The sequence below is a fragment of the Saccharothrix stipae genome (assembly GCF_054781895.1).
Genome location: NZ_BAAGTN010000002.1, coordinates 522,732 through 544,479 on the forward strand (window position 1 = coordinate 522,732; position 21,748 = coordinate 544,479).

General features: G+C 71.0%; 20 protein-coding genes and 1 pseudogene. 8 read left to right on the forward strand and 13 right to left on the reverse strand.

Annotated elements, in window-relative coordinates; genetic code table 11:
• Positions 1-46 precede the first annotated feature (46 nt).
• On the forward strand, positions 47-343 hold the full coding sequence (locus ACYVLT_RS05345; protein ID WP_461118967.1) for a DUF6191 domain-containing protein: 297 nt from the start codon (positions 47-49) through the stop codon (positions 341-343).
• On the opposite strand, the gene ACYVLT_RS05350 is transcribed toward ACYVLT_RS05345, so the two are convergent.
• The 3 genes from ACYVLT_RS05350 to ACYVLT_RS05360 form a co-directional block, all read right to left on the reverse strand.
• Entirely contained in the window at positions 315-1,235 is a 921-nt protein-coding gene (locus ACYVLT_RS05350; protein ID WP_461118968.1) for an aldo/keto reductase, read from the reverse strand. The two genes, ACYVLT_RS05345 and ACYVLT_RS05350, sit on opposite strands and share 29 nt — an antisense overlap.
• Before the next feature lie 402 nt (positions 1,236-1,637).
• A complete protein-coding gene (locus tag ACYVLT_RS05355; RefSeq protein ID WP_461118969.1) occupies positions 1,638-2,057 on the reverse strand; it encodes a hypothetical protein in 420 nt (139 codons plus the stop codon).
• Between the two features lie 502 nt (positions 2,058-2,559).
• On the reverse strand, positions 2,560-5,355 hold the full coding sequence (locus ACYVLT_RS05360; protein ID WP_461118970.1) for an AfsR/SARP family transcriptional regulator: 2,796 nt from the start codon (positions 5,353-5,355) through the stop codon (positions 2,560-2,562).
• A gap of 335 nt (positions 5,356-5,690) precedes the next feature.
• On the opposite strand from ACYVLT_RS05360, the gene ACYVLT_RS05365 reads away from it, so the two are divergent.
• The gene (locus tag ACYVLT_RS05365; protein ID WP_461118971.1) at positions 5,691-6,176 is read left to right on the forward strand and encodes a hypothetical protein; all 486 of its coding nucleotides are present in this window, start codon (positions 5,691-5,693) and stop codon (positions 6,174-6,176) included.
• Positions 6,177-6,382: 206 nt separating this feature from the next.
• On the opposite strand, the pseudogene ACYVLT_RS05370 reads toward ACYVLT_RS05365, so the two are convergent.
• The 4 genes and pseudogenes from ACYVLT_RS05370 to ACYVLT_RS05385 form a co-directional block, all read right to left on the reverse strand.
• Positions 6,383-7,485, reverse strand: a pseudogene (locus tag ACYVLT_RS05370) (IS701 family transposase); the annotation flags it as partial.
• 44 nt (positions 7,486-7,529) lie between these two features.
• Positions 7,530-8,297, reverse strand: a complete 768-nt coding sequence (locus ACYVLT_RS05375; RefSeq protein WP_461118972.1) for an ABC transporter permease — start codon at positions 8,295-8,297, stop codon at positions 7,530-7,532.
• A complete protein-coding gene (locus ACYVLT_RS05380; RefSeq protein ID WP_461118973.1) occupies positions 8,294-8,803 on the reverse strand; it encodes a hypothetical protein in 510 nt (169 codons plus the stop codon). Before ACYVLT_RS05380 ends, ACYVLT_RS05375 begins: the two co-directional genes overlap by 4 nt.
• Positions 8,800-9,708: an ABC transporter ATP-binding protein gene (locus ACYVLT_RS05385; protein WP_461118974.1), complete on the reverse strand. Its 909-nt coding sequence runs from the start codon at positions 9,706-9,708 to the stop codon at positions 8,800-8,802. Before ACYVLT_RS05385 ends, ACYVLT_RS05380 begins: the two co-directional genes overlap by 4 nt.
• A gap of 114 nt (positions 9,709-9,822) precedes the next feature.
• On the opposite strand from ACYVLT_RS05385, the gene ACYVLT_RS05390 reads away from it, so the two are divergent.
• Both ACYVLT_RS05390 and ACYVLT_RS05395 read left to right on the forward strand, forming a co-directional pair.
• Positions 9,823-10,926 (forward strand): sensor histidine kinase, encoded by a 1,104-nt coding sequence (locus ACYVLT_RS05390; RefSeq protein ID WP_461119245.1) that lies wholly within the window; start codon positions 9,823-9,825, stop codon positions 10,924-10,926.
• Positions 10,923-11,567 carry a response regulator gene (locus tag ACYVLT_RS05395; RefSeq protein ID WP_461118975.1) on the forward strand — a complete coding sequence of 215 codons (645 nt, stop codon included), beginning with the start codon at positions 10,923-10,925 and terminating at the stop codon, positions 11,565-11,567. The genes ACYVLT_RS05390 and ACYVLT_RS05395 overlap by 4 nt, the downstream gene beginning before the upstream one ends.
• A gap of 456 nt (positions 11,568-12,023) precedes the next feature.
• On the opposite strand, the gene arc is transcribed toward ACYVLT_RS05395, so the two are convergent.
• Complete coding sequence (gene arc / locus ACYVLT_RS05400; protein ID WP_360447676.1) at positions 12,024-13,823, reverse strand: proteasome ATPase; 1,800 nt, start codon at positions 13,821-13,823, stop codon at positions 12,024-12,026.
• A gap of 239 nt (positions 13,824-14,062) precedes the next feature.
• Here arc and ACYVLT_RS05405 point away from each other — a divergent pair, with 239 nt between their 5' ends.
• Positions 14,063-14,863, forward strand: a complete 801-nt coding sequence (locus ACYVLT_RS05405; protein ID WP_461118976.1) for an Rv0361 family membrane protein — start codon at positions 14,063-14,065, stop codon at positions 14,861-14,863.
• 69 nt (positions 14,864-14,932) lie between these two features.
• On the opposite strand, the gene ACYVLT_RS05410 is transcribed toward ACYVLT_RS05405, so the two are convergent.
• The 3 genes from ACYVLT_RS05410 to ACYVLT_RS05420 all read right to left on the reverse strand — a co-directional run bounded on the left by ACYVLT_RS05410 (position 14,933) and on the right by ACYVLT_RS05420 (position 16,605).
• Positions 14,933-15,760, reverse strand: a complete 828-nt coding sequence (locus ACYVLT_RS05410) for a tRNA (adenine-N1)-methyltransferase (protein WP_461118977.1) — start codon at positions 15,758-15,760, stop codon at positions 14,933-14,935.
• A gap of 66 nt (positions 15,761-15,826) precedes the next feature.
• Positions 15,827-16,030, reverse strand: coding sequence for a hypothetical protein (locus ACYVLT_RS05415; RefSeq protein ID WP_461118978.1), 204 nt, complete (start codon positions 16,028-16,030; stop codon positions 15,827-15,829).
• Entirely contained in the window at positions 16,030-16,605 is a 576-nt protein-coding gene (locus tag ACYVLT_RS05420; protein ID WP_461118979.1) for a hypothetical protein, read from the reverse strand. Before ACYVLT_RS05420 ends, ACYVLT_RS05415 begins: the two co-directional genes overlap by 1 nt.
• Before the next feature lie 109 nt (positions 16,606-16,714).
• Between ACYVLT_RS05420 and ACYVLT_RS05425 the strand changes: the two genes are divergently transcribed.
• Positions 16,715-17,830 carry a sensor histidine kinase gene (locus ACYVLT_RS05425; protein ID WP_461118980.1) on the forward strand — a complete coding sequence of 372 codons (1,116 nt, stop codon included), beginning with the start codon at positions 16,715-16,717 and terminating at the stop codon, positions 17,828-17,830.
• Positions 17,827-18,465, forward strand: a complete 639-nt coding sequence (locus tag ACYVLT_RS05430; protein WP_461118981.1) for a response regulator — start codon at positions 17,827-17,829, stop codon at positions 18,463-18,465. The genes ACYVLT_RS05425 and ACYVLT_RS05430 overlap by 4 nt, the downstream gene beginning before the upstream one ends.
• A 65-nt stretch (positions 18,466-18,530) precedes the next feature.
• Here ACYVLT_RS05430 and ACYVLT_RS05435 read toward each other — a convergent pair whose 3' ends face one another.
• Both ACYVLT_RS05435 and ACYVLT_RS05440 read right to left on the reverse strand, forming a co-directional pair.
• A complete protein-coding gene (locus ACYVLT_RS05435; RefSeq protein ID WP_461118982.1) occupies positions 18,531-19,661 on the reverse strand; it encodes a site-2 protease family protein in 1,131 nt (376 codons plus the stop codon).
• A gap of 90 nt (positions 19,662-19,751) precedes the next feature.
• Positions 19,752-20,468 carry a TetR/AcrR family transcriptional regulator gene (locus ACYVLT_RS05440; protein WP_461118983.1) on the reverse strand — a complete coding sequence of 239 codons (717 nt, stop codon included), beginning with the start codon at positions 20,466-20,468 and terminating at the stop codon, positions 19,752-19,754.
• Between the two features lie 87 nt (positions 20,469-20,555).
• Between ACYVLT_RS05440 and ACYVLT_RS05445 the strand changes: the two genes are divergently transcribed.
• Positions 20,556-21,731 (forward strand): FAD-dependent monooxygenase, encoded by a 1,176-nt coding sequence (locus ACYVLT_RS05445; protein WP_461118984.1) that lies wholly within the window; start codon positions 20,556-20,558, stop codon positions 21,729-21,731.
• Positions 21,732-21,748: the final 17 nt, after the last annotated feature.

The following is a 21,748-nucleotide window of genomic DNA, read 5'->3' on the forward strand; positions in this document are numbered from 1 at the left end:
GCCCACGTTCAGCAGGGTGGCCGGCCATCCGGAGGAGGGGGATCACATGGGCATGGTGTTCGCGATGTCGATCCCCGGCCTGGCCGTGCTGCTGGTCGGCCTCGCGACCGCGGAGCGTCTGCTGGGGTGGGCGCGTCGGCGCAAGGGTCGGCCGGTCGTGTCCGCGACCGCGTTCGAGGAGTTCACCACCGTGTTCCAGGGCGGCAAGCACATCGAGCTGCGACAGCGCCAGGTGACGCGGATGCTGGGCGAGGACGAGGAGTCGGGTGCGCCGCCGCGCGGGCCGGTCGACCTCGACTCGGGCCGGGTCAAGCTCATCCCCAAGCCAGGGACGCCCGAGTAGCCCAGTACCGCTCGGCGGGCTCGGCGCAGTCCGCGAGCTCGTCGGGGGCCAGGTCGACGTCGCGTGCCTTGAGGTTGGCGTGCAGTTGTTGCGGGCTCGCCGCGCCGGAGAGCACCACGTCGGCCCACGGTTGGGCACGCACGGCGGCCAGCGCGATGGCGTCCGGGCCGACACCGTGCCGGTCGGCCAGGTCGCGCACCCGTGACGGGGGGTCGACCGCGAGCCTGCCGTTGGCCAAGCCCTCCTTGACGAACACCTCCGCGCCGGACTCCTTGGCGAACGCCAGCGCGGGCCCCACCGAGGTTTCCAGGACGTTCCAGGTGGACTGGACGCTCTCGAACAGGCGCCGTCCCTCGACCGTGAGCTCCAACGCGCGCCGCACCGTCTCACCCTGGCGTGGGCCGGAGGTGGAGAAACCGAGGCGGACGCCCGAATCCCGCAGCTCGCCCAGGGCGAGGAGCAGGTCCGGGTCGCCGAACAGCGGGCTGTCCGACGTCAGCGAGTGCACGTCGTAGAGGCCGACGTGCGGCCCGAGCAGCGCCTCGGTTTCCCGCCACTGCCGGGTGAACCGGTCGAGCGAGTGCTCCTTCACCTCGTGCGTGGCCGCGTCGCGCCGCCAGTCGGCGACGTAGGCGTAACCCCACTTGCTGGACACCTGCACGTCCTGGTGGCCCCGCTCGGTGAGCCACTGTGCCAGGAACTCCTCCGCCCGACCGTAGGAACGGGCCGCGTCCACCCGACGCACACCTGCCGCGTACGCCGCGTCCAGCACCGCGTGGCACTGCGCGCGCATGGCGTCCACATCGCGGTGTTCGGGCAGAGCGTGCTCACGGCCGAGGTTGATGTACGCGGGCCGGCCGAGGGCGGCCAGGCCAAGGGCGAAGTCGGACACGCCCGACACGGTAACCGGCGGTCTCCCGTGCCGCCGGTCGTCGTGATCACGGTCGACCGGTCGGGACGTCGTCCGCAGTGCGGGTGCAGTCGCACACCCATGTACCGGCCGGCTCCAGCACATCCGTCCCGGCGAACGCGTTGCCCGCGCACGTCCCGGCTCGAACACCGCGCCCGACCGGTGGTCCGTCGGGGAAGTGCCGGGTTCGACGCGTTGACCGGGTGACCACCACCTCCCGCGGGTCGCGGTCGTTCAGACAGGCCGACCGTGGCCCGGTTTCCCGGGCCGACCAGAGTCAGACCGTCGGGGTCGGTCGCCGGGTGAGGGCTGGTTCCAGTCGACCAACGCGTACATGCCGCGCTTGAATGGGGCCCTGTCCGCTCTGGGATGGAGTAAGCGAAATTACGCCCTGAACAGGACGAACCCGTCGCAACTCCCGCTCCCGGTGCTGAAGTTGATCCGGCAAGCCCTGATGTAGAGCCGGGTGCCCTCCTGGAAGTTCTTGTTGCAAGCCCCCTGTGAGCCGGCGCCCAGCGAATTCCGACACTCCCCGTGGCGGTGAATCGTGTTGTCGCCATCGAGGTAGTTCTGCCACTGGGCGACCGCGGACGCGCCATCCGACGCGGTGTCGTGCACCCATATGCGATCCCCGGTGGGGTTGTAGCAGACCTGAGCTCCGTTCGAGCCTCCGAAGCAGGTGGCGCCGGCGCCGGGGGTTCCGGCGACCACGTAGTCGACCTCATAAGTCGCTCCTGAAGCGGGCACGGTCCATATGAGGCTCAGCGCCAAAGCTAAAATAAAGCCTAAAGCCGATTTCGCCATGTCACTCTCCATGGATGGGCCGGCATCAAACGACCGCTCAGTGTATTGGCCACCGTTCGGATCTCACACTCGGTGTCGAGAGGATCACCCATGCGGCCCAGCTGTCGGTAATTCATCCCCGCAGCCCGGAGGACGATGGCGGCGAGGTAGAGGGTGGCGTTCGGCGTCGAAGGCCGGTGGCCGCCTACCGCGTGAACCGAGGCTCGCGCGGTAGGCGATCTGATCACCGCGTTCGGGACGGGTGCAGGTGATGCGACGGGCGCGCGGGGCCTGCCGGGTCCAGGGGGTGTGATCGGTCCGGCCGTGCCGCCGGAGTGCGCGACGGACGTGGCCGGCCCTGTTCGACCTCCGACGGCGGCGTAGAAGCCGACGTGGTCGGCTCCGTCGCGCGGTGTCTGTGCTCAGTGGCGGCGTGCCTGTGTGGCGAGGCCGGCGAGTTGGGTGAGCAGTCGGTCCTCGTTCTCCACGCGACCGAGCCACTGCGTCTCGTGGCGATCGCCACTCAGCGCCGGGCTCGAAGCTGGGGTGATGTCGAGTGTATTTCCGAGAGCTGCCGTTGTAGTCGTTCGACGTCCTGGTCGCGTCCCTGGTGGCGGTACAGCTCGAGCGCTTCCCGCCACGCGCTGCGGGCTTGGTCGTGTTGGCCAAGGGCTGTGTGGGGTGGGCCGAGGTGTTCGAGGGTGCTGGCGGAGTCGTAGGTGTTGTCGAGGCTGCGGCGCAGGGTGAGGGCTTGTCGGTAGTGGCGGATGGCCAGGTGGTGGTTGCCGGTGTTGTGCTCGACGTAGCCCAGGCTGTCGAGGGTGTTCGCTTCCCCGGTGGGGTTGTGGTGCTGTCGGTGCAGGGCGAGGGCGGTGCGGAAGTGGCTGCGGGCGGTGTCGTGGTCGCCCAGTTGCGCGGTGTACCAGCCCACCGCGTTGTATGCGTGGGCTTGGCACAGCGGGACGTCGAGGCCGAGGAAGAGGTGCAGTGCCCGGGTGGCGTGGTGCAGGGCCTGGCGGGGGTGGCATCGCCCCAGGATCCTGGCGAACGTCTGGTGGGCATGGGCCTGCTCGTAGGGATTGTGATGTTCTTCGGCGCGGTTGATGGCGTGAAGCAGGTACTCGGTCGCCTCCTCGTGCAGTCCGACATCAGCGCAGACGCGGCCCAGCTGTCGGTGGGCGAGGATGCGGGCGACGGGGTTGGGCAGGTGTGCGGCGGCATGTGCGGCGGCCCGCCACATGGTGAGGCGATCGTGGCGGTGGCCGCGTCGGTGGTGGAAAGTCTCCGAGGACAGGGCCAACCACCACACGGCGTGGTGGTGATGCAGGAGGATCGCGGCGCGCTGGGCGGCGAGAAGGCAGGCGCGTTCGGAGTCGAACCAGGCCGTTGCCGACGCGGCGTCGGGCAGCGGATGGGTGTGCGCGCCCGGGGCGGAAGGAGCCGGCCCGACGGGCCTGCGGTGCACGTCCAGCAGCACGTCCGCGGTGTGGGCGGTGTGGGTGTAGAAGTCGATCACGCGGCGCATCGCCGCGTCCCGCACGTCCTCGCGCAGTTCCCGTGCGGTGTCGGTGGCCCAGGCGCGGACCAGGTCGTGCATCCGGTACCGGCCGCGCGTGTCGCGGTCGAGCAGCGACGCCTGTGTCAGTGCCCGCAGCACCGATCGGGCGGCGGCGGGTGGCAGGCCGGTCAGGTTAGCGGCGGCGGGCAGGTCGATGTCCGGACCAGGTGCGATGGCCAGCAGCGCGAACGCGGTGGCCTGCTCCGAGGTGAGGGCGCGGAGCGACCAGGACAGCACGGCCGGGATGCTGGCCGACGGGTCGTCGTCCAGCGCGGCCGGCCCCGACTCCCGCAGCTCGGCGACCGCGACGGACAGCTGCACCTCCGAGCGGGCGGCGACCACGCTCAAGGCCAGCGGAACCCCGCCGCACAGGCCGATCAGCTCGTCGACCGCCCCGCCTTGGGCGTCGAGGCTGGCCGCGCCGAGCCGGGCGGCCAGCAGGTCGCGCGCCTCGCCGTCGGACAGCGCGTCCAGGGACAGTCGATGGGCACCATGGCCGGTGACCAGGCCGGCCAGCCGGTTGCGGCTGGTCACGACGACCGCGCACCCCTCGCCTCCGGGCAGAAGCGGGACCACGTGGTCGGTGTCGGCGGCGTTGTCCAGCACCACGAGCATGCGCTTGTTCGCGGTCAGGCTGCGGAACAGGGCGGATCGGGCTTGCATGTCGGGAGGGACCGACGATGGCTCGACGCCCAGGGCGGCGAGGAAACCCCGCAGCGCCTCATCCGGCGCGGTCGGCGCGCCGCGCGGGCCGAAGCCGTGCAGGTCCACGAAGAGTTGACCATCGGTGAACCGGTCGAGGTGGCGGTGCGCCCACCGCAGGGCCAGCCAGGTCTTGCCGAAGCCGCCCGCCCCCGTGATGGCCGAGATCACCATCGTGCCGCTCGGCCTCACGGCGTCCAGGAGTTCGTCCAGGCGGCGTAGCTGGTCATGGCGGCCGACGAACGACGTGGGAGCGGCGTGCAACTGGCGGGACGCTACCGGTCCAGGTGTCGTACCCGAGGGCGTTGCGGCGGGGGCGACGTCGGCTGTCAGTACCTGTCGGTGGGCGCCCTGGAGGGCGGCGCCGGGTTCAATGCCCAATTCTCCGATCAACCGCGTGCGGACCTGTAGGTAGTGTTCCAAAGCGTCGTAGGTGCGTCCGGCCCGGTGCAGGGCCAGCACGTACTGGGCCGCGACCCGCTCGTCCAACGGGTGCTGCGCGGTCCGCGCGGCCAGCAATGCCACCAGTTCCCCGTCTGCTCCGGTGCGCAGCAAGGCGTCGGTCAGGTCGTGTTGCGCGGCCAGCCGGTCCTGCCCGAGCCGCTCGCGTTCGGCCCGCGCCCACTCGCCGTCCACACCGGTCAGCGCCTCCCCCCGCCACAGCGCCAACGCTTCGGTCAACATCGGTGCCACAGGGGCGCCATCGTCGCGTGCACGGGTGCGCAGGTCGCGGAATCGGTGCAGGTCCACAACCGGCTCGGGAGCGTCGGTGATCAAGGCGTAGCCGCCCGACCGGCGCACGATGGACACGCCGTCCGCGCAAGCCAACGCGCGCCGCAACCGCGAGATGTAGCCGTGCAGCGTCGCCCGCGCCCGCGGCGCCACATCAGACCCCCAGACGCGCTCCACCAGCCGGTCCACCAGCACCACGCGGCCCGCGTCGACCGCCAATGCCGCCAGCACGCACCGCTGCCTCGGCGTCCCCAAGTCCACCGGACGCCCACCGACCTCGGCGCCCACCTCTCCCAGCAGACGCAGCACCACAGCCCGCACAGCCACCCCCCGATCGCGGCCTCCCCCGGCACGACAGGCATAGCGGTTCACGCACCCGCCACCCAGAACCCCATGAGTGACTACCACGAACGGACCGAAACGTCAGCCCCACGGCGGCTCGCACCACGTCGCGTGACCTGCCGCCGAAGATCACCGGGTTCGCAATTTGCGTTCGAGGGCGTCGGCTTCAGGTCACCAGGCTGCTCGCCAACAGTGCGGGATCGGTTCAGCGACCCTGAAACAGCAGCTCGTGCACGGCCGTGCAGAAAACCTGCAAGCGATTCACACGACCGAACCTCCACGATTCGGACCGACAAGAGCCACACCGAGAGGAAAAACTCATGATCGGCATTCGCGGAGTACGTGCGCTCACACTCGCCGTGGCAGTCGCTTCGGTGCTCGGCCCGCTTGCGGCGGCACCGGCGATGGCCAGGGCAACCGCGCAGGTCGCGAACTGCAACGGCCACACGGTTGTCAGCGCGGACTACGTCACGACCACCTCGGGGTCCGAGCTGGGCGCGGTGCAGCTGTGCCGCAACGACGATTCCTACTTCGCCATGTACATCAACTACGGTCCCCTTCCGGCCGGGCGGACCGCGAACGCCTGGCTGTACCGCTACCTCGACGGGGCACCTGCCGGCCAGTGGAACTGCGACAGCCCCGGCGGGAACGGCCACGTGGCTCCGGGCCAGACATGGTGCGTGACTCCGCAGATCCTCGCGCCCAGTTCCCGTGTCACGTTCATCGCGAAGGGAACCGTGTACAGCGGCGGGGTGGCGATCGCGCAGGGTTGGACGAGGGAGTGCAATAGGTACATCTGCTACTAGTACTGCAACGGCACTTATGTGAGTGGGTGGCCGCGTCGTTTGTAGTGGCTGAGGCGGTCCTGGTCGTGTTGGCGTCGTCGGCGCCAACACGACCAGGACCAGACGTGCTCGGCGCTGGTTGCAGGGCGTAGGACCAGGCCGATCAGCAGGCGTCGGATCCCGGGTAACGTGAAGCCGATCATGTTCGTGCGACCGGCGCTGGTTCCCCCTTTTGCCACTAGGGATCGCGTGACGGCGAGCCAGGCGTGGGCGAGCATGGACAGGGTGATGTGGGCATACCAGGCCCGCCAGGAACGGGCCTGGCAGTGGTCGAGTCCGGCCTCGTTCTTGGCCTGTTGGAAGCATTCCTCGATGCGCCGGCGGGCTCCGGCGATCCGGGCCAGGTCCAGCAGGGTCGAGCGGCGCGGTCCGTAGCAGACGTAATAGGCGATGTCGGTCGGGTCGGTGATCGAGCGGCGGGCGAGCAGCCAGTGTCCGCGGCCCGGTTCCCACAGGATGCGCAGCGGCACCCTCGCCCAGCCGTAGTCGCGCGGGCCATGCGCCCGGCGCCCACCGACAACCGGCGCCAGGCCCGCGTCGGCAGCCCGGCGACGAGGTCGTCGGCACGGACCCGGCGGAAGTCGGTGGTGACCAGCGTGTCGTCGACCCAGGTCGCCACCACGTACGCCACGTCGTGCTGCTCCAGCCAGAACCGCAGGTACTTGGCCTGCCCGTAGGCCTCGTCGGCGGTCACCACCCGAACGGCACCCCGACGGCCAACGCCCGTTCGATCATCGCCATCGCCTGACGGGGCTTGGTCGCGAACCCGACCTCGTCGGACACGTCGGCCGTCCGACACCGCTCCCGGTCCGCGGTCCAGGACTCCGGCAGGTACAGCTCCCGGTCGATCAACGCGTGGCCGCGGTCGGAGGCGTAGGCCAGGGACACCCCGACCTGGCAGTTCTCCGTGCGTCCGGCGGTGCCCGAGTACTGCCGCTGCACCCCGGCCGATCGGGTGCCCTTCTTCAGGGACCCGGTGTCGTCCACGATCAGCACCCGTCCTTCGCGCCGAGGTGCTCCACGACGTAGTCACACAGGTCGTCCCGCACGCCGTCGACGTCCCGGTCCGCCCGACGCAACAACCGCCGCATCCCGTCCGGCGACACCTCCCCGGCCCGCTCGGCCAGCGTCCAGCCGTTCTCGCGCTCCAACCCGGCGGTCAACCCGAGCAGATACTCCCGAGCCCGCGACCGGGCTCCGACCTGGCGAACCGGCCACCGATCCGCGCGTGCACCCGAACCAACTCCGCCACAGCGACATCGACCACCACGACGAACATGATCCACTACCGAACAAGCAAGTGCCGTTGCAGTACTAGGCGTCACGGCGGAGCAGGGCGATGGTGCCGGCGCCCACCGCTGCGATCAGGTAGGCGACCATCGTCAGGCCGGCGCCCAGCGGGGACAGCAGGGGGTCGGTGATGTCGCCCGACAGTTGGGGGGCGAGCACGGGCAGCATGACGGAGTACGCGCGTTCGTTCCACGGTTGCGGTAGTACGAGGGTCAGGGTCGGTAGGACGAACAGCAGGGCGCAGAGCGAGACCAGGGCGCCGGCCGTGGAGCGGAGCAGGAAGCCCAGGCCCATCCCCACCAGGCCCAGCAGGACCATCGATGCGGTGTTCGCCAGCAGCCCCGGCAGGGCGTCGGCGAACGAGTCGTAGGCCGAGATCGGGTGCGGGCGGTCGCCGGTGATCCACTCGCCCGCCTGGTAGGCCAGCAGGGAGGCCACCAGGGCGATGGCCAGGGACGCGCCGGCCACCACCAGTGTCTTGGCCAGGAGGTAGGCCTTGCGCTGGGGCACGGAGACCAGCGCGGTGCGGATCATGCCGGTGCCGTACTCCGAGGTGATCGCCATGGCGCCCAGCACGCCGAGGCAGAACTGGGTGAACGGCACGACCAGCATGCCCGGGTCCGCCGAGCCGAACTTCTGCTGCAGGTCCGGTGGCGAGGTGTCCCAGTCGGCCGTCATCAGGAACGACACCAGCACGCCGCCGAGCAGGGCCGCCGTGATGGCCAGCAGGATGTAGGTGGTCGAGCGGACGGAGCGGAGCTTCAGCCACTCCGAGTTCAGCAGGTCGGTCATCGGGCGGTCTCCTTGGTGCGGTACTCCACGCTGTCCTCGGTCAACTCCAAATAGGCGTCCCCCAGCGACGCACTGCGCGGCGTCATCTTGTGGACGCCAGCGCCGTTCAGGGCGGCCAGATCGGTCATCGGACGATCTCCCTGGTGCGGCACTACGCTGCCCTCGCTCAACCCCAGGAAGGCCTCCCCCAGCCACGCACCGCACGACATCAACCCACGCACGCCAGCGCCGTTCAAGGCGGCCAGATCAGTCATCGGGCGGTCTCCTTGGTGCGGTACTCCATGCTGTCCTCGGTCAACCCCAGAAAGGCCCCCAGCGGACGCACCGCGCGGCGTCAACTCGTGGACGCCAGCGCCGTTCAGGGCGGCCGGATCAGTCATCGGACGGTCTCCCTGGTGCGGTACTCCATGCTGCTCGGTCAACCCCAGGTAGGCGTCCCTCAGCGACGCACCGTGCGGCGTCAGCTCGTGCAGGCGAACATCGGTGACGGCGGCCAGGTCGGTCATCGGGAGGTCTCCTTGGTGCGGTACTCCACGCTGTCCTCGGTCAACTCCAGGTAGGCCTCCTCCAGCGACGCACTGCGCGGGGTCAGTTCGTGGACGCGGATGTCGTTCAGGGCGGCCAGGTCGGCGATGTCGGGGGCGTCGAGGCCCTGCACGAGCAGCGCGCCGTCCTCGGACCGGGTGGTAGCGCCCGCGGCGGTCAGGACGGACACCAGGGTGTCCGGCGTGGGCGAGCGGACGAGGACGTCCGTCCGGAACTTCTCCTGCAGGTCCTGCATGGACGCCTCCAGGATCAGCTTGCCCCGGCCGATCACGATCACCCGGTCGGCGGTCAGGGCCATCTCGCTCATCAGGTGGCTCGACACCAGCACCGTGCGGCCCTCACGGGCCAGGCCGCGCATGAGGTGGCGGATCCACCGGATGCCCTCCGGGTCGAGGCCGTTCACCGGCTCGTCGAACAGCAGCACGGCGGGATCGCCGAGCAGGGCCGCCGCCACGCCGAGGCGTTGCTTCATGCCCAGCGACAGCGATCCCACCCGTCTCTTCGCCACACCCGCCAGACCCACCTGCTCCAAGGTCGCCACGACCCGCGTGTCCTTGATGCCGTTGCTGCGCGCCAGCACGCGGAGGTGGTCGTAGGCCGACCGACCGCCGTGCACCGCGCCCGCGTCGATCAGCGCGCCGACGTGGTGCATGGGACGGCGGAGGTCGGCGTACCGGCGGCCCTCGACGAGCGCCTCGCCGCTGGTCGGCCGGTCCAGGCCGAGGATCGCCCTCATGGTGGTGGACTTGCCCGCGCCGTTGGGCCCGAGGAAGCCCGCGACGTAGCCGGGCTTCACCTCGAACGAGAGGCCGTCCACGGCCCGGGTGGCCCGGTAGCGCTTGGTCAGTTGCCTTACTTCGATCATGGGTTGGAGCTTGCCGGGGTGGGGCTTGGGGCGAATCGGACCGGGGTCTGCGATTTCAGGTCGGACCGTGGTCCGACGCCACGCGCGGCCCGGCCGATTACCGTGCCGATCGTGATGTCGCGAGTCCTGCGGATGCTGCCGACCGCCTACCTGTACGCGCTGGACGTGGCCACCGCCGTCGTGCTGGTCATGGTGTACCTGGACTTCGCCCGGATGAACGACGTGCCGGCGTGGCTGGGGTACCCGGTGGCCGTGCTGGTCGGGGCGCCGTTGGCGCTGCGCCGCAAACGCCCCCTGCTCACGCTGGGGCTCGTCCTGGCCGCGCAGAACGTCGCCACGATCACCCACATCACGCTGGAGCCCTACAGCGCGACGGCGTTCGCCATCTACATGGTGGCTTCGGCCTGCTCGCAGCGGGTGGCCGTGGGCGCGCTGGCCACCGCGCTCGGCACGGCGTGGGTCGCGGTGCTCGCCAGCGAGCCGTGGCCGGAGTCCCTCGGGCTGTGCGTGTTCCTCACGCTGGTCGTGTGCGCAGCGTGGGCGTTGGGGCGCACCACGCGGATCCGCCGGTCCTACGAGGCCCGCGAGGCCGCGGAGGCGTCGTCCAAGGCCGTCGCCGAGGAGCGCATGCGGATCGCCCGCGAGCTGCACGACGTGGTCGCGCACAGCCTGAGCCTGATCACGGTCAAGGCAGGCGTCGCCGCCCACGTCGCGCCGACGCGGCCCGAGCTGGCCCAGGAGGCGTTGCGGGTCATCGAGACGACGTCCCGCGGCACCCTGGTCGAGATGCGGCGGCTGCTGGGCGTGCTGCGGTCCGAGAACGCGGAGGCCGACCTGGCACCCATGCCCGGTATGGGGGACTTGCCCGAACTGGTGTCGCGGGCGTCGATGGCCGGCGTGGACGTGTCGCTGTCGGTGTCCGGCTCGCTGCCCGACGGGCTGGGGCTCACCGTGTACCGCATCGTGCAGGAGTCGGTGACGAACGTGGTCAAGCACGCGGCGCCGGCCGCCTGCGAGGTGTCGATCGCCGTCGGGGACGATGCGGTGGAGGTCCGGGTGGTCGACGACGGACCCGGTGAACGGGTGTTGGCCGGTGGCGGCGGGGGGCACGGGTTGATCGGGATGCGGGAACGGGTGGCGGTCTACGGCGGGACGTTCTCCGCCGGCCCGCTGGCCGGTGGGGGCTTCGCGGTGCGCGCCGAGGTGCCGCTGTCGTGATCGACGTGGTGATCGTGGACGACCAGGCGCTGCTGCGCGGCAGCTTCCAGGTCCTCGTGGACTCGGCGCCCGACCTGCGGGTGGTCGGCGAGGCCGGTGACGGCGCCGAGGCGGTCTCCGTCGTGCGGTCGACGTCGCCGGACGTGGTGCTGATGGACGTGCGGATGCCAGGCGTCGACGGTATCGCCGCCACCCGTCGGATCAGCTCGTTCTCCGCCGCCCGCGTGTTGATCCTGACCACGTTCGACCTGGACGAGTACGTGTACTCGGCGCTGCGGGCCGGCGCGAGCGGGTTCCTGCTGAAGGACACTCCCCCGGCCGACCTGCTGGCCGCGATCCGCGTGGTGGCCGCCGGCGACGCCCTGCTGTCACCCTCCGTGACACGCCGGTTGGTGGCCGAGTTCTCCCGAACACCTCCGCCGCGTGCCGTCCGCCTCGACGTGATCACGGAACGTGAGCAGGAGGTGCTGCTGCTGATCGCGCGCGGGTACTCCAACGCCGAGATCATGCAGGAGCTGCACCTGTCGGTCGGCACGGTGAAGACCCACATCGGTCGACTGCTGCACAAGCTCCAGGCCCGCGACCGGGCACAGCTGGTGATCGCCGCCTACGAGTCCGGCCTGGTCACCGCCCGCTCCTGACGACCGGCACCGATCGCGGTCCTCCGCCGCCGCACCGGCTCTGCCCGTCCCGCGCGAGGTGGGGCCCGTGGTCGGATCCGGTCCGGACGACACGCTGGTCGTCCAGCTCGACTCACCCGACTCCGGGCCCGATGCAGGTGGGGGGACGTCGAGGGCCGGCGGATCCTCGCCGCGGTCGAGGCGCCGGACAGCGGCGCGGGAGCTGGCGCGGGAGCTCAGGGGCGACCGGGCTGGTGGCGGTGCTGTGCGCCACGAGATGTCCGCCATCGGCAGCGGCACGACCGGCTATGCCGGATCGCCGGCGGTGAGCCGAGGTCCGGGCCCTGGGCAACGGCCGGGACGAGGGCGTCTGCGCCTGACCCACGACCGCGCTGAGACCCCCGAACGCGGAGGACCCGTCCGGCGCGGTGGCCGGACGGGTCCTCCAGGCGGGTTCCGACGGTGGAGCTGCGGGTGCTACAGGTACTGACCGGTGTTCGTCGCCGTGTCGATGGCCCGACCCGACTCCTGGTTCTTGCCGGTCACGAGCGTGCGGATGTAGACGATCCGCTCGCCCTTCTTGCCCGAGATCCTGGCCCAGTCGTCCGGGTTGGTCGTGTTGGGCAGGTCCTCGTTCTCGGCGAACTCGTCCACGATCGCGTCCAGCAGGTGGCGCACCGACAAGCCCGGCTGCTTGGTGTCCAGCAGGCTCTTGATGGCCGCCTTCTTCGCGCGGTCCACGATGTTCTGGATCATGGCGCCCGAGTTGAAGTCCCGGAAGTACAGGACCTCCTTGTCACCGTTGGCGTAGGTGACCTCCAGGAACCGGTTCTCCTCGGACTCCTCGTACATCCGCTCGACCGTGTGCTGCACCATGCCGTCGATGCAGGCCACCGGGTCGCCGCCGAACTCGGCCAGGTCGTCGGCGTGGATCGGCAGGTCGGGCGTGAGGTACTTGTTGAAGATGTCCTTCGCGCCTTCGGCGTCCGGACGCTCGATCTTGATCTTCACGTCGAGCCGGCCCGGCCGCAGGATCGCCGGGTCGATCATGTCCTCGCGGTTGGAGGCGCCGATCACGATCACGTTCTCCAGGCCCTCGACGCCGTCGATCTCGCTGAGGAGCTGGGGCACGATCGTGGTCTCGACGTCGGAGGACACGCCGCTGCCGCGGGTGCGGAAGATCGAGTCCATCTCGTCGAAGAACACGATCACCGGGGTGCCCTCGGAGGCCTTCTCCCTGGCCCGCTGGAAGATCAGCCGGATGTGCCGCTCGGTCTCGCCCACGAACTTGTTGAGCAGCTCGGGGCCCTTGATGTTGAGGAAGTAGCTCTTGGCCTCGCGGTGGTCCTCGCCGCGGGCGGCGTGGACCTGCTTGGCCAGGGAGTTCGCCACCGCTTTCGCGATGAGCGTCTTGCCGCAGCCGGGAGGGCCGTACAGCAGCACGCCCTTGGGCGGGCGCAGCTTGTACTCGCGGAACAGGTCGGCGTGCAGGAACGGCAGCTCCACGGCGTCGCGGATCTGCTCGATCTGCCGGAACAGGCCGCCGATGTCCTCGTACTTGACGTCGGGCACCTCCTCCAGCACCAGGTCCTCGACCTCGGCCTTCGGCACCCGCTCGTAGGCGAAGCCCGCCTTCGAGTCGACCAGCAGCGAGTCGCCCGCCTTGAGCGGCGAGTCCATCAGCGGCTGGGCCAGCCAGACCACCCGCTCCTCGTCGGCGTGGCCCACGACCAGGGCCCGGCCGATGGAGCTGTCGGCGGTCTCGGACAGCAGCACCTCGCGCAGCGTGCAGACCTCGCCGATGCGCTCGAAGTCGCCGCCCTCGACCACGGTCAACGCCTCGTTCAGGCGCACCGACTGGCCCAGGACCAGCGACGACGTCTCGACCGCCGGTGATACGGAGACCCTCATGCGACGGCCGGAGGTGAACACGTCCACCGTGCCGTCCTCGAACCTGGCCAGGAAGACGCCGTAACCGCTGGGCGGTTGCGCGAGGCGGTCCACTTCCTCGCGCAGCGCGAGCAGCTGGCTGCGCGCTTCTCGAAGGGTGTCGATGAGCTTCGTGTTGCGCTCGGTGAGTTGGCTGACGCGCTCCGTCGCCTCGGCCAACCGCTGCTCCAGCAACCGGACGTGTCGTGGGGATTCCGTCAACTTGCGGCGCAGCAACGCGATCTCGTCCTCGAGGAACCGGATCTGCGCAGTCAGCTCACCAGGGTTGTTGCTTTTGTTCAGCTCGCCGCCCTCATCGGGCTGGCTGCCGGGATGACCGTGCTGCATGTCGGCACCCTCCTCCCGTGTTCGTCCCACAACGGTACCGGCGATCACCGACAAAAGCCGACACCCAGCGAGTTCCGGGCGTCGTGTGATCACGCTTACCGCCCGCTCGGCCGGACGAACTGCTCCATACCGGTGTCTGCCGGGACCTCCCACCCGCTACCGTGCGTCCAGTACGAGTCCCACGTGAGTGGTCCGGGCAGTGTCCCACTGCCACCAGCGGAAAGTTCTAGGAGAACGTGATGTCCGTCCCGCCGCAGCAGCCGGGTCCCTACGGTCAGCAGCCGGGTCAATTTGGCCAGCAACCAGGCCAATTCGGCCAGCAGCCGGGATACGGCCAGCAGCCCGGCGGGTACCCGCCGCCTGGTCAGGGCTTCCCACAGGGTGGGCAGCAGCCCGGTTACGGCACGCCGCCCGGTGGCTACGGGCAGCCGGGCCAGCCCGGTCCCGGCCAGCAGCCGTACGGCCAGCCCGGCCAGTTCAACCAGCCCGGTTACGGCCAACCGGGTGGTTTCGGCGATCCCTACGGCGCTCCGCCGAAGAAGAAGAGCCCCCTGCCGTGGATCCTCGGCGGTGTCGGCGCGCTGGCCGTGATCGGTGTCGTGGTCGTGCTCGTCGTGGTGATGGGTGGTGGCGGCAACGGCACCGCCAAGGACGCCGCCGACAGCTACGTCGCCGCGGTCAACTCCCGGGACTTCGACAAGCTCAAGACGCTGACCTGCACCGAGAAGCACGGCACGATCGACGACATCAAGAAGGCCACCGACCCGGGCGCCTTCGCGGCGGAGCTCGAGAAGGAGCTGGAGAACCTGCCGCCGGAGTTCAAGGAGCAGGTCGAGGCGGCCCAGGAGGCCGCGAAGGACATCAAGGTCAACCTGACCGTCGACAAGGTCGAGGAGAAGAGCGACACGGAGGCCACGGCCACCGTCTCGGTCAAGTTCCAGGGCGTGCCCGACAGCATGAAGGAGTACGTCAAGGACGACACCGACACGCTGCCGTTGAAGAAGACCGACGACGGCTGGGTCGCCTGCCCGACCAGTTGATCCACAAGTGCCCGCGACAACGGCCCCGCACCTCGCGTGCGGGGCCGTTGTCGCAGTTCAGAGGCCCTATCAGCCCTTGGACGGCCGGCGCTGCGGCCGGGGCGGGGTGACGCCGTCGGCGAGCCTGCGGGTGGTCAGCAGGAACGCCGTGTGCCCGATCATCCGGTGCTCCGGGCGCACCGCCAGGCCCACCACGTGCCACGGCCGCACGAGGGTCTCCCACGCGTGCGGCTCGGTCCAGTGCTGCTGCTCCCGGATCGCCTCGGTGACCTTCGACAGCTGGGTCGTGGTCGCCACGTACACCACCAGCACGCCGCCCGGGATCAGGCTGCGGGACACGGCGGGCAGCACGTCCCACGGGGCGAGCATGTCCAGCACGACCCGGTCGACCTCGCCCTCGTGCTCGTTCACGTCGGCGACGGTCAGCGACCAGTTGCCCGGCCGCTCGCCGAAGAACTGCTCGACGTTGCGGATGGCGTGGTCGGCGTGGTCCTGGCGGACCTCGTAGGACGTCACGCTGCCCTTCTCCCCGACCGCCCGCAGCAACGAGCAGGTCAGCGCGCCGGACCCGGCACCGGCCTCCAGCACCCGCGCGCCGGGGAACACGTCGCCGTACATGACGATCTGGGCGGCGTCCTTGGGGTAGATCACCTGCGCCCCGCGCGGCATGGACAGCACGTAGTCCGACAGCAGGGGCCGCAGCGCCAGGAACGACGTGCCGCCGACCGAGACGACCACGGACCCCTCGGGCTGCCCGATCAGCTTGTCGTGCGACAACGCGCCGCGGTGGGTGTGGTACTCCTTGCCCGGTTCGAGCACGATCGTGTAGTGCCGTCCCTTCGGGTCGGTCAACTGCACCCGGTCTCCGGGCCGGAACGGACCACTGGCGGTGCTCACCGCGGCAAACCTCCTGCTAAAACGCGCGTCAACAGCGCACGATGGTCGCACGGAGGCCCCACCCGGCTACCGGCGGGACTTCGCCGCGCGCCTCCCCGAGTAGGTCAGCGCCGCGCCGACGACGACGAACCCGAGCGCGGCGGGCAGCCGGGCCCACGCCGGCAGGTGCATCACCACGAACCAGCTCTTGCTGTCCACGCCCAGCGCCATCAGCACCAAAGGCACCAGCCCCTGCGGCACCAGCAGGATGATCCCGACGATCTCACGCATCACTCCCCCTTGTCAGTGATCTTCTCCGCACGTACCTTGGCCAGCTCGGTGACCGTGTGGTAGACGGGCCAGCCCAGCAGCCAGATGACGCCGACGACCGTCATGCCCCGCATCTGCCCCCACAGCGCCTGCGTCCGCTCCGGCGTGCCGACCACGTACATCAGCAGCAGCATCACCGAGCAGGCGATGGCCCACGCGATCGCGAACTTCACCCATTCGCGCCACTCGTAGCGGACCCTCGCCGGGCCCTCCTTCGGCGGCTTGACCGGCGGCGGACCGCCGGCGAACCGGTGGGCGACCCGCTGGTCGGCCCACCGCAGCATGCTGTGCCCGAACGCCACGCTCACCCCCAGGTAGATCGCGGCGAGCCCGTGCGCCGTCTTGGCCTCACCCCCAGAGCGCAGGTCGAAGACGGTCGCGACGAGCAGCACCACGTCCACGACGGGCGTGCAGACCAGCAGCGCGGCGCCGAGCCTCCGCATCCTGAACGCGTACCGGGCCAGCAGCCCCGCGCCCAGCACGACCCAGAACCCGACCTCACACGCGACGATGACGACAACCAGCGGATCGACCACGTCGGCAAGCCTGCGGTCCGCGGCGGCCGCGGCGCGTCGTCGGGCCGACCCACCGCGCGTCATCAGTTCGTAGGACGCCCGGCGCCGGGCGCTGTGCTGTGATGACGGGGTGCAGCTCCACCGCGGACACCGGGACGTGCTGATCGCGGTGGCCTTCTTCGCCGCGGGCGTGCTGCTCTACCGGCTCGGCATGGACCTGGTGCTCGGCGGCCCGGACGCGCGCACGCCGATCGCGATCCGGGCGGCGGTCCTCGCCGTCGCGTGCGCCGGCCAGGCGTTCCGCCGCAGGTCACCCGCCGTGGCGCTGGCCGTGGTCACCCCGGTCACGGCGGTCGACGTGTACTTCGGCCTGAGCATGCCGGTGATGATGGTGTGCATCGACGTGCTGTTCATGGCCACGATGCACGGTTCCCGCAGGTTGCACCGGGTGATCGTCGGCGCGGTGGCGGTGTTGACGGTCGGCATCACGGTGGCGGTCGCGGTGCTGGGCGACTGGCGGCAGTCGTTCTACGCGGGCTTGCAGGCGTTCTCGCTGTTCGTGGTGCCGGTGTGGTGGGCGACGAACGTGCGGCAGCACCGGGAGGGGGCCGAGCACGTCACCCGGATCGCGGAGCTGGACCGGCGGGCGGCGGTGAACGCCGAGCGCAACCGGATGGCCCGCGACCTGCACGACGTGGTGGCCGGGCACCTGTCCGCGATCGCGATCCAGTCCGAGGCGGTGCTGTCGATGCGCGAGGGCGACCCGGAGACGGTGCGCACGGTGCTCAAGTCGGTGCGGGAGAACAGCGTGCGGTCGTTGGCCGAGATGCGGATGATGATCGACGTGCTGCGGGCGGACGAACCGGCGGACGAGCCGGTGACCGTGCGGCTGGCGGACGTGGACAGGCTGGTCGAGTCGGCCGGGGCGGGTGGGCTGGTGGTGGAGCTGCGCGGCGCGGACGTGGACGAGCTGCCGGTGGGCGTGGACGTCGCGGCGTACCGGATCGTGCAGGAGGCGTTGACCAACGCGCTGAAGCACGCGCCGGGCGCCCGCACGTCGGTGGTGCTGGAACGGCAGGTCAGGCGGTTGGCGGTGGTGGTGCGCAATGACGGGGTCGACGGTCCGACGGGCACCGGGACGGGGTTGGTGAGCATGGCGGAACGCGCCCACGTGGTCGGCGGTGCGTTCTCCGCGGGCCGGGAGGACGACGGCGACTGGGTCGTGCGGGCGGAGTTCCCGCTGTGATCCGGGTGGTGGTGGCCGACGACCACGCGGCGATCCGGGCGGGCCTGGTGATGATCCTCGACGGCGCGGACGGCGTCGAGGTGGTCGGCGAGGCGGCGGACGGCGAGGCGGCGGTGCGGCTGGCCACGCGGTTGCGGCCGGACGTGGTGCTGATGGACATCCGGATGCCCGGTGTGGACGGCATCGAGGCGACCAGGCAGCTCAGCGGCGTGTGCGAGGTGCTGGTGCTGACCACGTTCGACTTGGACGAGTACGTGCGCGGCGCGCTGCGGGCCGGTGCGGCGGGGTTCCTGCTGAAGTCGGTGGAGGCGCCCGCGCTGGTCGAGGCGGTGCGGCAGGTCGCGGCCGGTGACGGGGTGCTCGCGCCGAGCGTGACGCGGCGGGTGATGCGGGAGTTCGCCTCGACCGCGCCGAAGTCGCGCCCGGCCGGGTTGGACTCGTTGACCGAGCGTGAGGTGGAGGTGCTGCGGTGCCTCGGCGAAGGACTGTCGAATCACCAGATCGGGCGAAAACTGCACATCGGTGAGACGACGGTGAAGACGCACGTGTCGCGGGTGCTGACGAAGCTGGACCTGCGGTCGCGGGTGCAGGCGGCGATCCTGGCGCAGGAGGCCGGGCTGCTCAACGGCGGGTAGGTCAGCGCCGCGCGGGCTCGGTACGGGCGAGGTCGGCACCCGGCAGGGTCAGCGCCGGGGCGGGGTCAGCGCCGGTCCAGCGCGGCCTTGAGGTCTTCGCGGCGCAGCACGCCCGCGGGCCGTCCTTCGAGGTCGACGACCAGGTACTCCCAGGCGGCGGTGCCGTGCACGCGCTCCACCACCTCGGCGCCGGTCTCGTTCTCCAGCAGCACGGTCTCCGGCCGGATCGGCACGGCGGCCTGCTCGGCGGGCGCGTGCGGCGAGGTGCTGGCCAGCCGGCGCGCCATCTCGCGGTCGAGCAGGCCGGCGGCGACACCGTCCGCGCGGACCAGCACCACGCCCCGGCCGGCGGACGCGGTGAGGGCCCCCGACACCGGGCTCTCGGCGGGCAGTTGCAGCACCGGGCGGACGAGTTCGCCCAGCGTCAGGCCGTCCGGCCAGGTGCTGCGGCGCTCGGCGGTGAGCTCGCCCCGCGCGCCCGCCAGCACGAACCACGCGGTCAGCAGGCACACGCCGAAGCGGATCCAGCGGTCCTCGGCGCCGTCGAGCACGCCCCAGACCGCCCAGACGACGAGCAGGGCGGCCACGACCCCGCCACCGATCACGGCGGCCTTCGTGCCCGACGCGCGACGACCCGTGACCGCCCACACGCCCGCGCGCAGGATCCGGCCGCCGTCCAGCGGCAGGCCGGGCAGCAGGTTGAACACCGCGACGGCGGCGTTGGCGAACGCGGTCTGGGCGATCAGCAGCCAGACGGCGTCCGGCCGCGGGATGGCGGAGGCGGCCAGGGCGAACAGGCCGGCCAGCACGATGGAGACGATCGGGCCGGCCGCGGCGATGGCGCCCTCGTGGCCGGGGCGGGTCGGGGTGCGCATGACCTCGGACACGCCGCCGAGCAGGAACAGGCGCAGTCGCCGCACCGGCAGGCCCAAGCGCAGGGCGACCAGGCTGTGGCCCAGTTCGTGCGCCAGGACCGAGAGGCCGAGGAAGACCGCGAACGTGGCGGCGAGGAGCACGCCGGTGAGGCCGCCCGTGCCGGGTGCGATGCGGCCGACCAGCGGCGCGTAGAGCACCACGATGGCCGCCGAGCCGAGCCACCACGAGGGCGCGAGCAGCACCGGTATCCCGGCCGCGCGGAACAGCGGCAGCCCACCGTCCCGGCCGACCTGCCGCCGCCAACCACCCGTCGTCGCCACGTGCCGAGCCTAGGCCGCGGCGTGTATCAGGACTGTGTTGGATCAGTGCGGTATCGGACCGCGGCCGCACCCGATCGGCAACGCGACCGATCAGCGCCCGGTCGGGTCGTCGCGGGACGCGATCCGCGCCCGCAGGCCGTCGAGGATGAGGTCCAGGCCGAAGCCCAGGGCCTCGTCCTGACCGCCCTCCGCCGCCGACTCGGCCAACGCGGCCTTGACCGCCGGGTACCGGTCGCCTCGCTCGCGGACGATCTCGACCAGGATCGCGCCGAACTGCGTCCCCGCGTCGCCACCCGGTGTCGTCACCGCCTGCTGCGCGATGCCGCGCACGTGCCCGGCGAGCACGGCCAGCACGTCCATCCGCTCCGCGCCGCGCAGCCGCGTGCCGTCGAGCAGGGCGAGCCCGGACTCCATCCAGGCCAGTTCGTTGGGTCCGACGACGCGCGGGCCCGTGGTGGCCTCCAGCACCCACGGGTGCCGCACGAACCCGGGCAGCAGCGCCAGCGCCCACGCGCGCAGCCGATCGCACCGGTCACCGTCTCCCGGGTCGGCGGGCGGCGTGCCCATCGCCAGGTCGGCCATGAGCGCGACGAGTTCCGCCTTGCCGGGCACGTAGCGGTACAGGGACATCTTGGTGAAGCCGAGGTCCGCGGCGACCCGCTGCATCGAGAGGGCGGCGAGGCCTTCGGCGTCGGCGATCGCGATGCCGGTGCCGGCGATCAGCTCGTGGGTGAGCGCGGGCTTGGGGCCGCGGCGCGGGCCGGGACGGTCGCCCCACAGCAGTTCGAGGCTGCCCGTCAGGTCCATCGCCACCTCCGGTGTTGCCGTCGCCAAAGAACTGTGTCTAAGGTACACAAATTGAATTGCTTCCAACGGACACAGTTTGGGGTTGCCATGGCGGACAAGCAGGTCCTGGTCTCCGGCGCGAGCATCGCCGGGCCGGCACTGGCCTACTGGCTGGCGCGGCGCGGCTTCGAGCCGACCGTCGTGGAGATCGCGCCCGCGCTGCGCGGCGGTGGCGCGCCGGTGGACTTCCGCGGTGAGACGCACCTGACCGTGCTGGAGCGGATGGGCGTGCTGGACCGGCTGCGCGAGGTGCAGACCGGCGGCAGCCCGATGACGTTCGTCGACGAGCACGGGCGCACGGTGCTCCACCTGCCCGGTGACTTCGCGGGAGGCGACGTCGAGGTGCTGCGCTCGGACCTGTCACGGGTGCTCTACGAGCACGGCCGAGGGCTCGTGGACTACGTCTTCGGCGACTCGATCACCGGGTTGGCCGAGACCCCCGACGGGGTCGACGTGACGTTCGCCTCGGGGAACCGGCGCACGTTCGACCTGGTCATCGGCGCCGACGGCATCCACTCGGGCGTCCGCGGCCTGGTCTTCGGCCCGGAGGAGCGCTACGTCAGCCACCTGGGCTACTACGTCGCGAGCTGGGACCTGCCCGACGACCTCGGCATCGGGCCGGAGTCGTTGAGCTACAACGTGCCGGGGCGGATGGTCTCCGCCGGTGGCGGTCCGGATCGGCCGGGCGCGTTCGTGGCTTTCAAGTCGCCCCGGCTGGAGTACGACCGGCGTGACGTGGCAGGGCAGCGCGCGCTGCTGGTCGACGCGTTCGGCGGGCTCGGGTGGAAGACGCCCCAGCTGCTGGCGGCCTTGGAGCACACCACCGAGCTGTACTTCGACTCGATCAGCCGGGTGGACGTCCGACCCTGGTCACGGGGCCGCGTCGCGCTGGTCGGCGACGCGGCGTGCGGCGCCACCATCGGCGGGATGGGCGCGGGCACCGCCGTCGTCGGCGCGTACGTGCTCGCGGGCGAGTTGGCCGCCGCGAACGGCGATCACGTGACGGCGTTCCGGCGTTACGAGGACCTCATGCGCGACTACGCGCAACGGTGCCAGAAGGGAGGTGACCGGACCGGGCGGTTCCTGGCGCCGGCGAGCGGTTTCGCGTTGCGCATGCGCAACGGTCTGCTGGGCAACCGGTTCCTGCTCGACCTGATGCTCAAAGCGGGCAGGGACGTGACCAACCGCATCGACCTCCCGGACTACGCGACCGCCACCGCGTGACGCGGCCACCCGCCCGA

Coding starts and splice junctions, on each gene's coding strand:
- ACYVLT_RS05375 (WP_461118972.1), bottom strand. CDS start 8,297: ATGACCGACCTGCTGAACTCGGAGTGGCTGAAGCTCCGCTCCGTCCGC.
- ACYVLT_RS05365 (WP_461118971.1), top strand. CDS start 5,691: ATGATCGGCATTCGCGGAGTACGTGCGCTCACACTCGCCGTGGCAGTC.
- ACYVLT_RS05380 (WP_461118973.1), bottom strand. CDS start 8,803: ATGACCGACCTGGCCGCCGTCACCGATGTTCGCCTGCACGAGCTGACG.
- arc (WP_360447676.1), bottom strand. CDS start 13,823: ATGCAGCACGGTCATCCCGGCAGCCAGCCCGATGAGGGCGGCGAGCTG.
- ACYVLT_RS05390 (WP_461119245.1), top strand. CDS start 9,823: ATGTCGCGAGTCCTGCGGATGCTGCCGACCGCCTACCTGTACGCGCTG.
- ACYVLT_RS05405 (WP_461118976.1), top strand. CDS start 14,063: ATGTCCGTCCCGCCGCAGCAGCCGGGTCCCTACGGTCAGCAGCCGGGT.
- ACYVLT_RS05385 (WP_461118974.1), bottom strand. CDS start 9,708: ATGATCGAAGTAAGGCAACTGACCAAGCGCTACCGGGCCACCCGGGCC.
- ACYVLT_RS05415 (WP_461118978.1), bottom strand. CDS start 16,030: ATGCGTGAGATCGTCGGGATCATCCTGCTGGTGCCGCAGGGGCTGGTG.
- ACYVLT_RS05345 (WP_461118967.1), top strand. CDS start 47: ATGGGCATGGTGTTCGCGATGTCGATCCCCGGCCTGGCCGTGCTGCTG.
- ACYVLT_RS05355 (WP_461118969.1), bottom strand. CDS start 2,057: ATGGCGAAATCGGCTTTAGGCTTTATTTTAGCTTTGGCGCTGAGCCTC.
- ACYVLT_RS05440 (WP_461118983.1), bottom strand. CDS start 20,468: ATGGACCTGACGGGCAGCCTCGAACTGCTGTGGGGCGACCGTCCCGGC.
- ACYVLT_RS05445 (WP_461118984.1), top strand. CDS start 20,556: ATGGCGGACAAGCAGGTCCTGGTCTCCGGCGCGAGCATCGCCGGGCCG.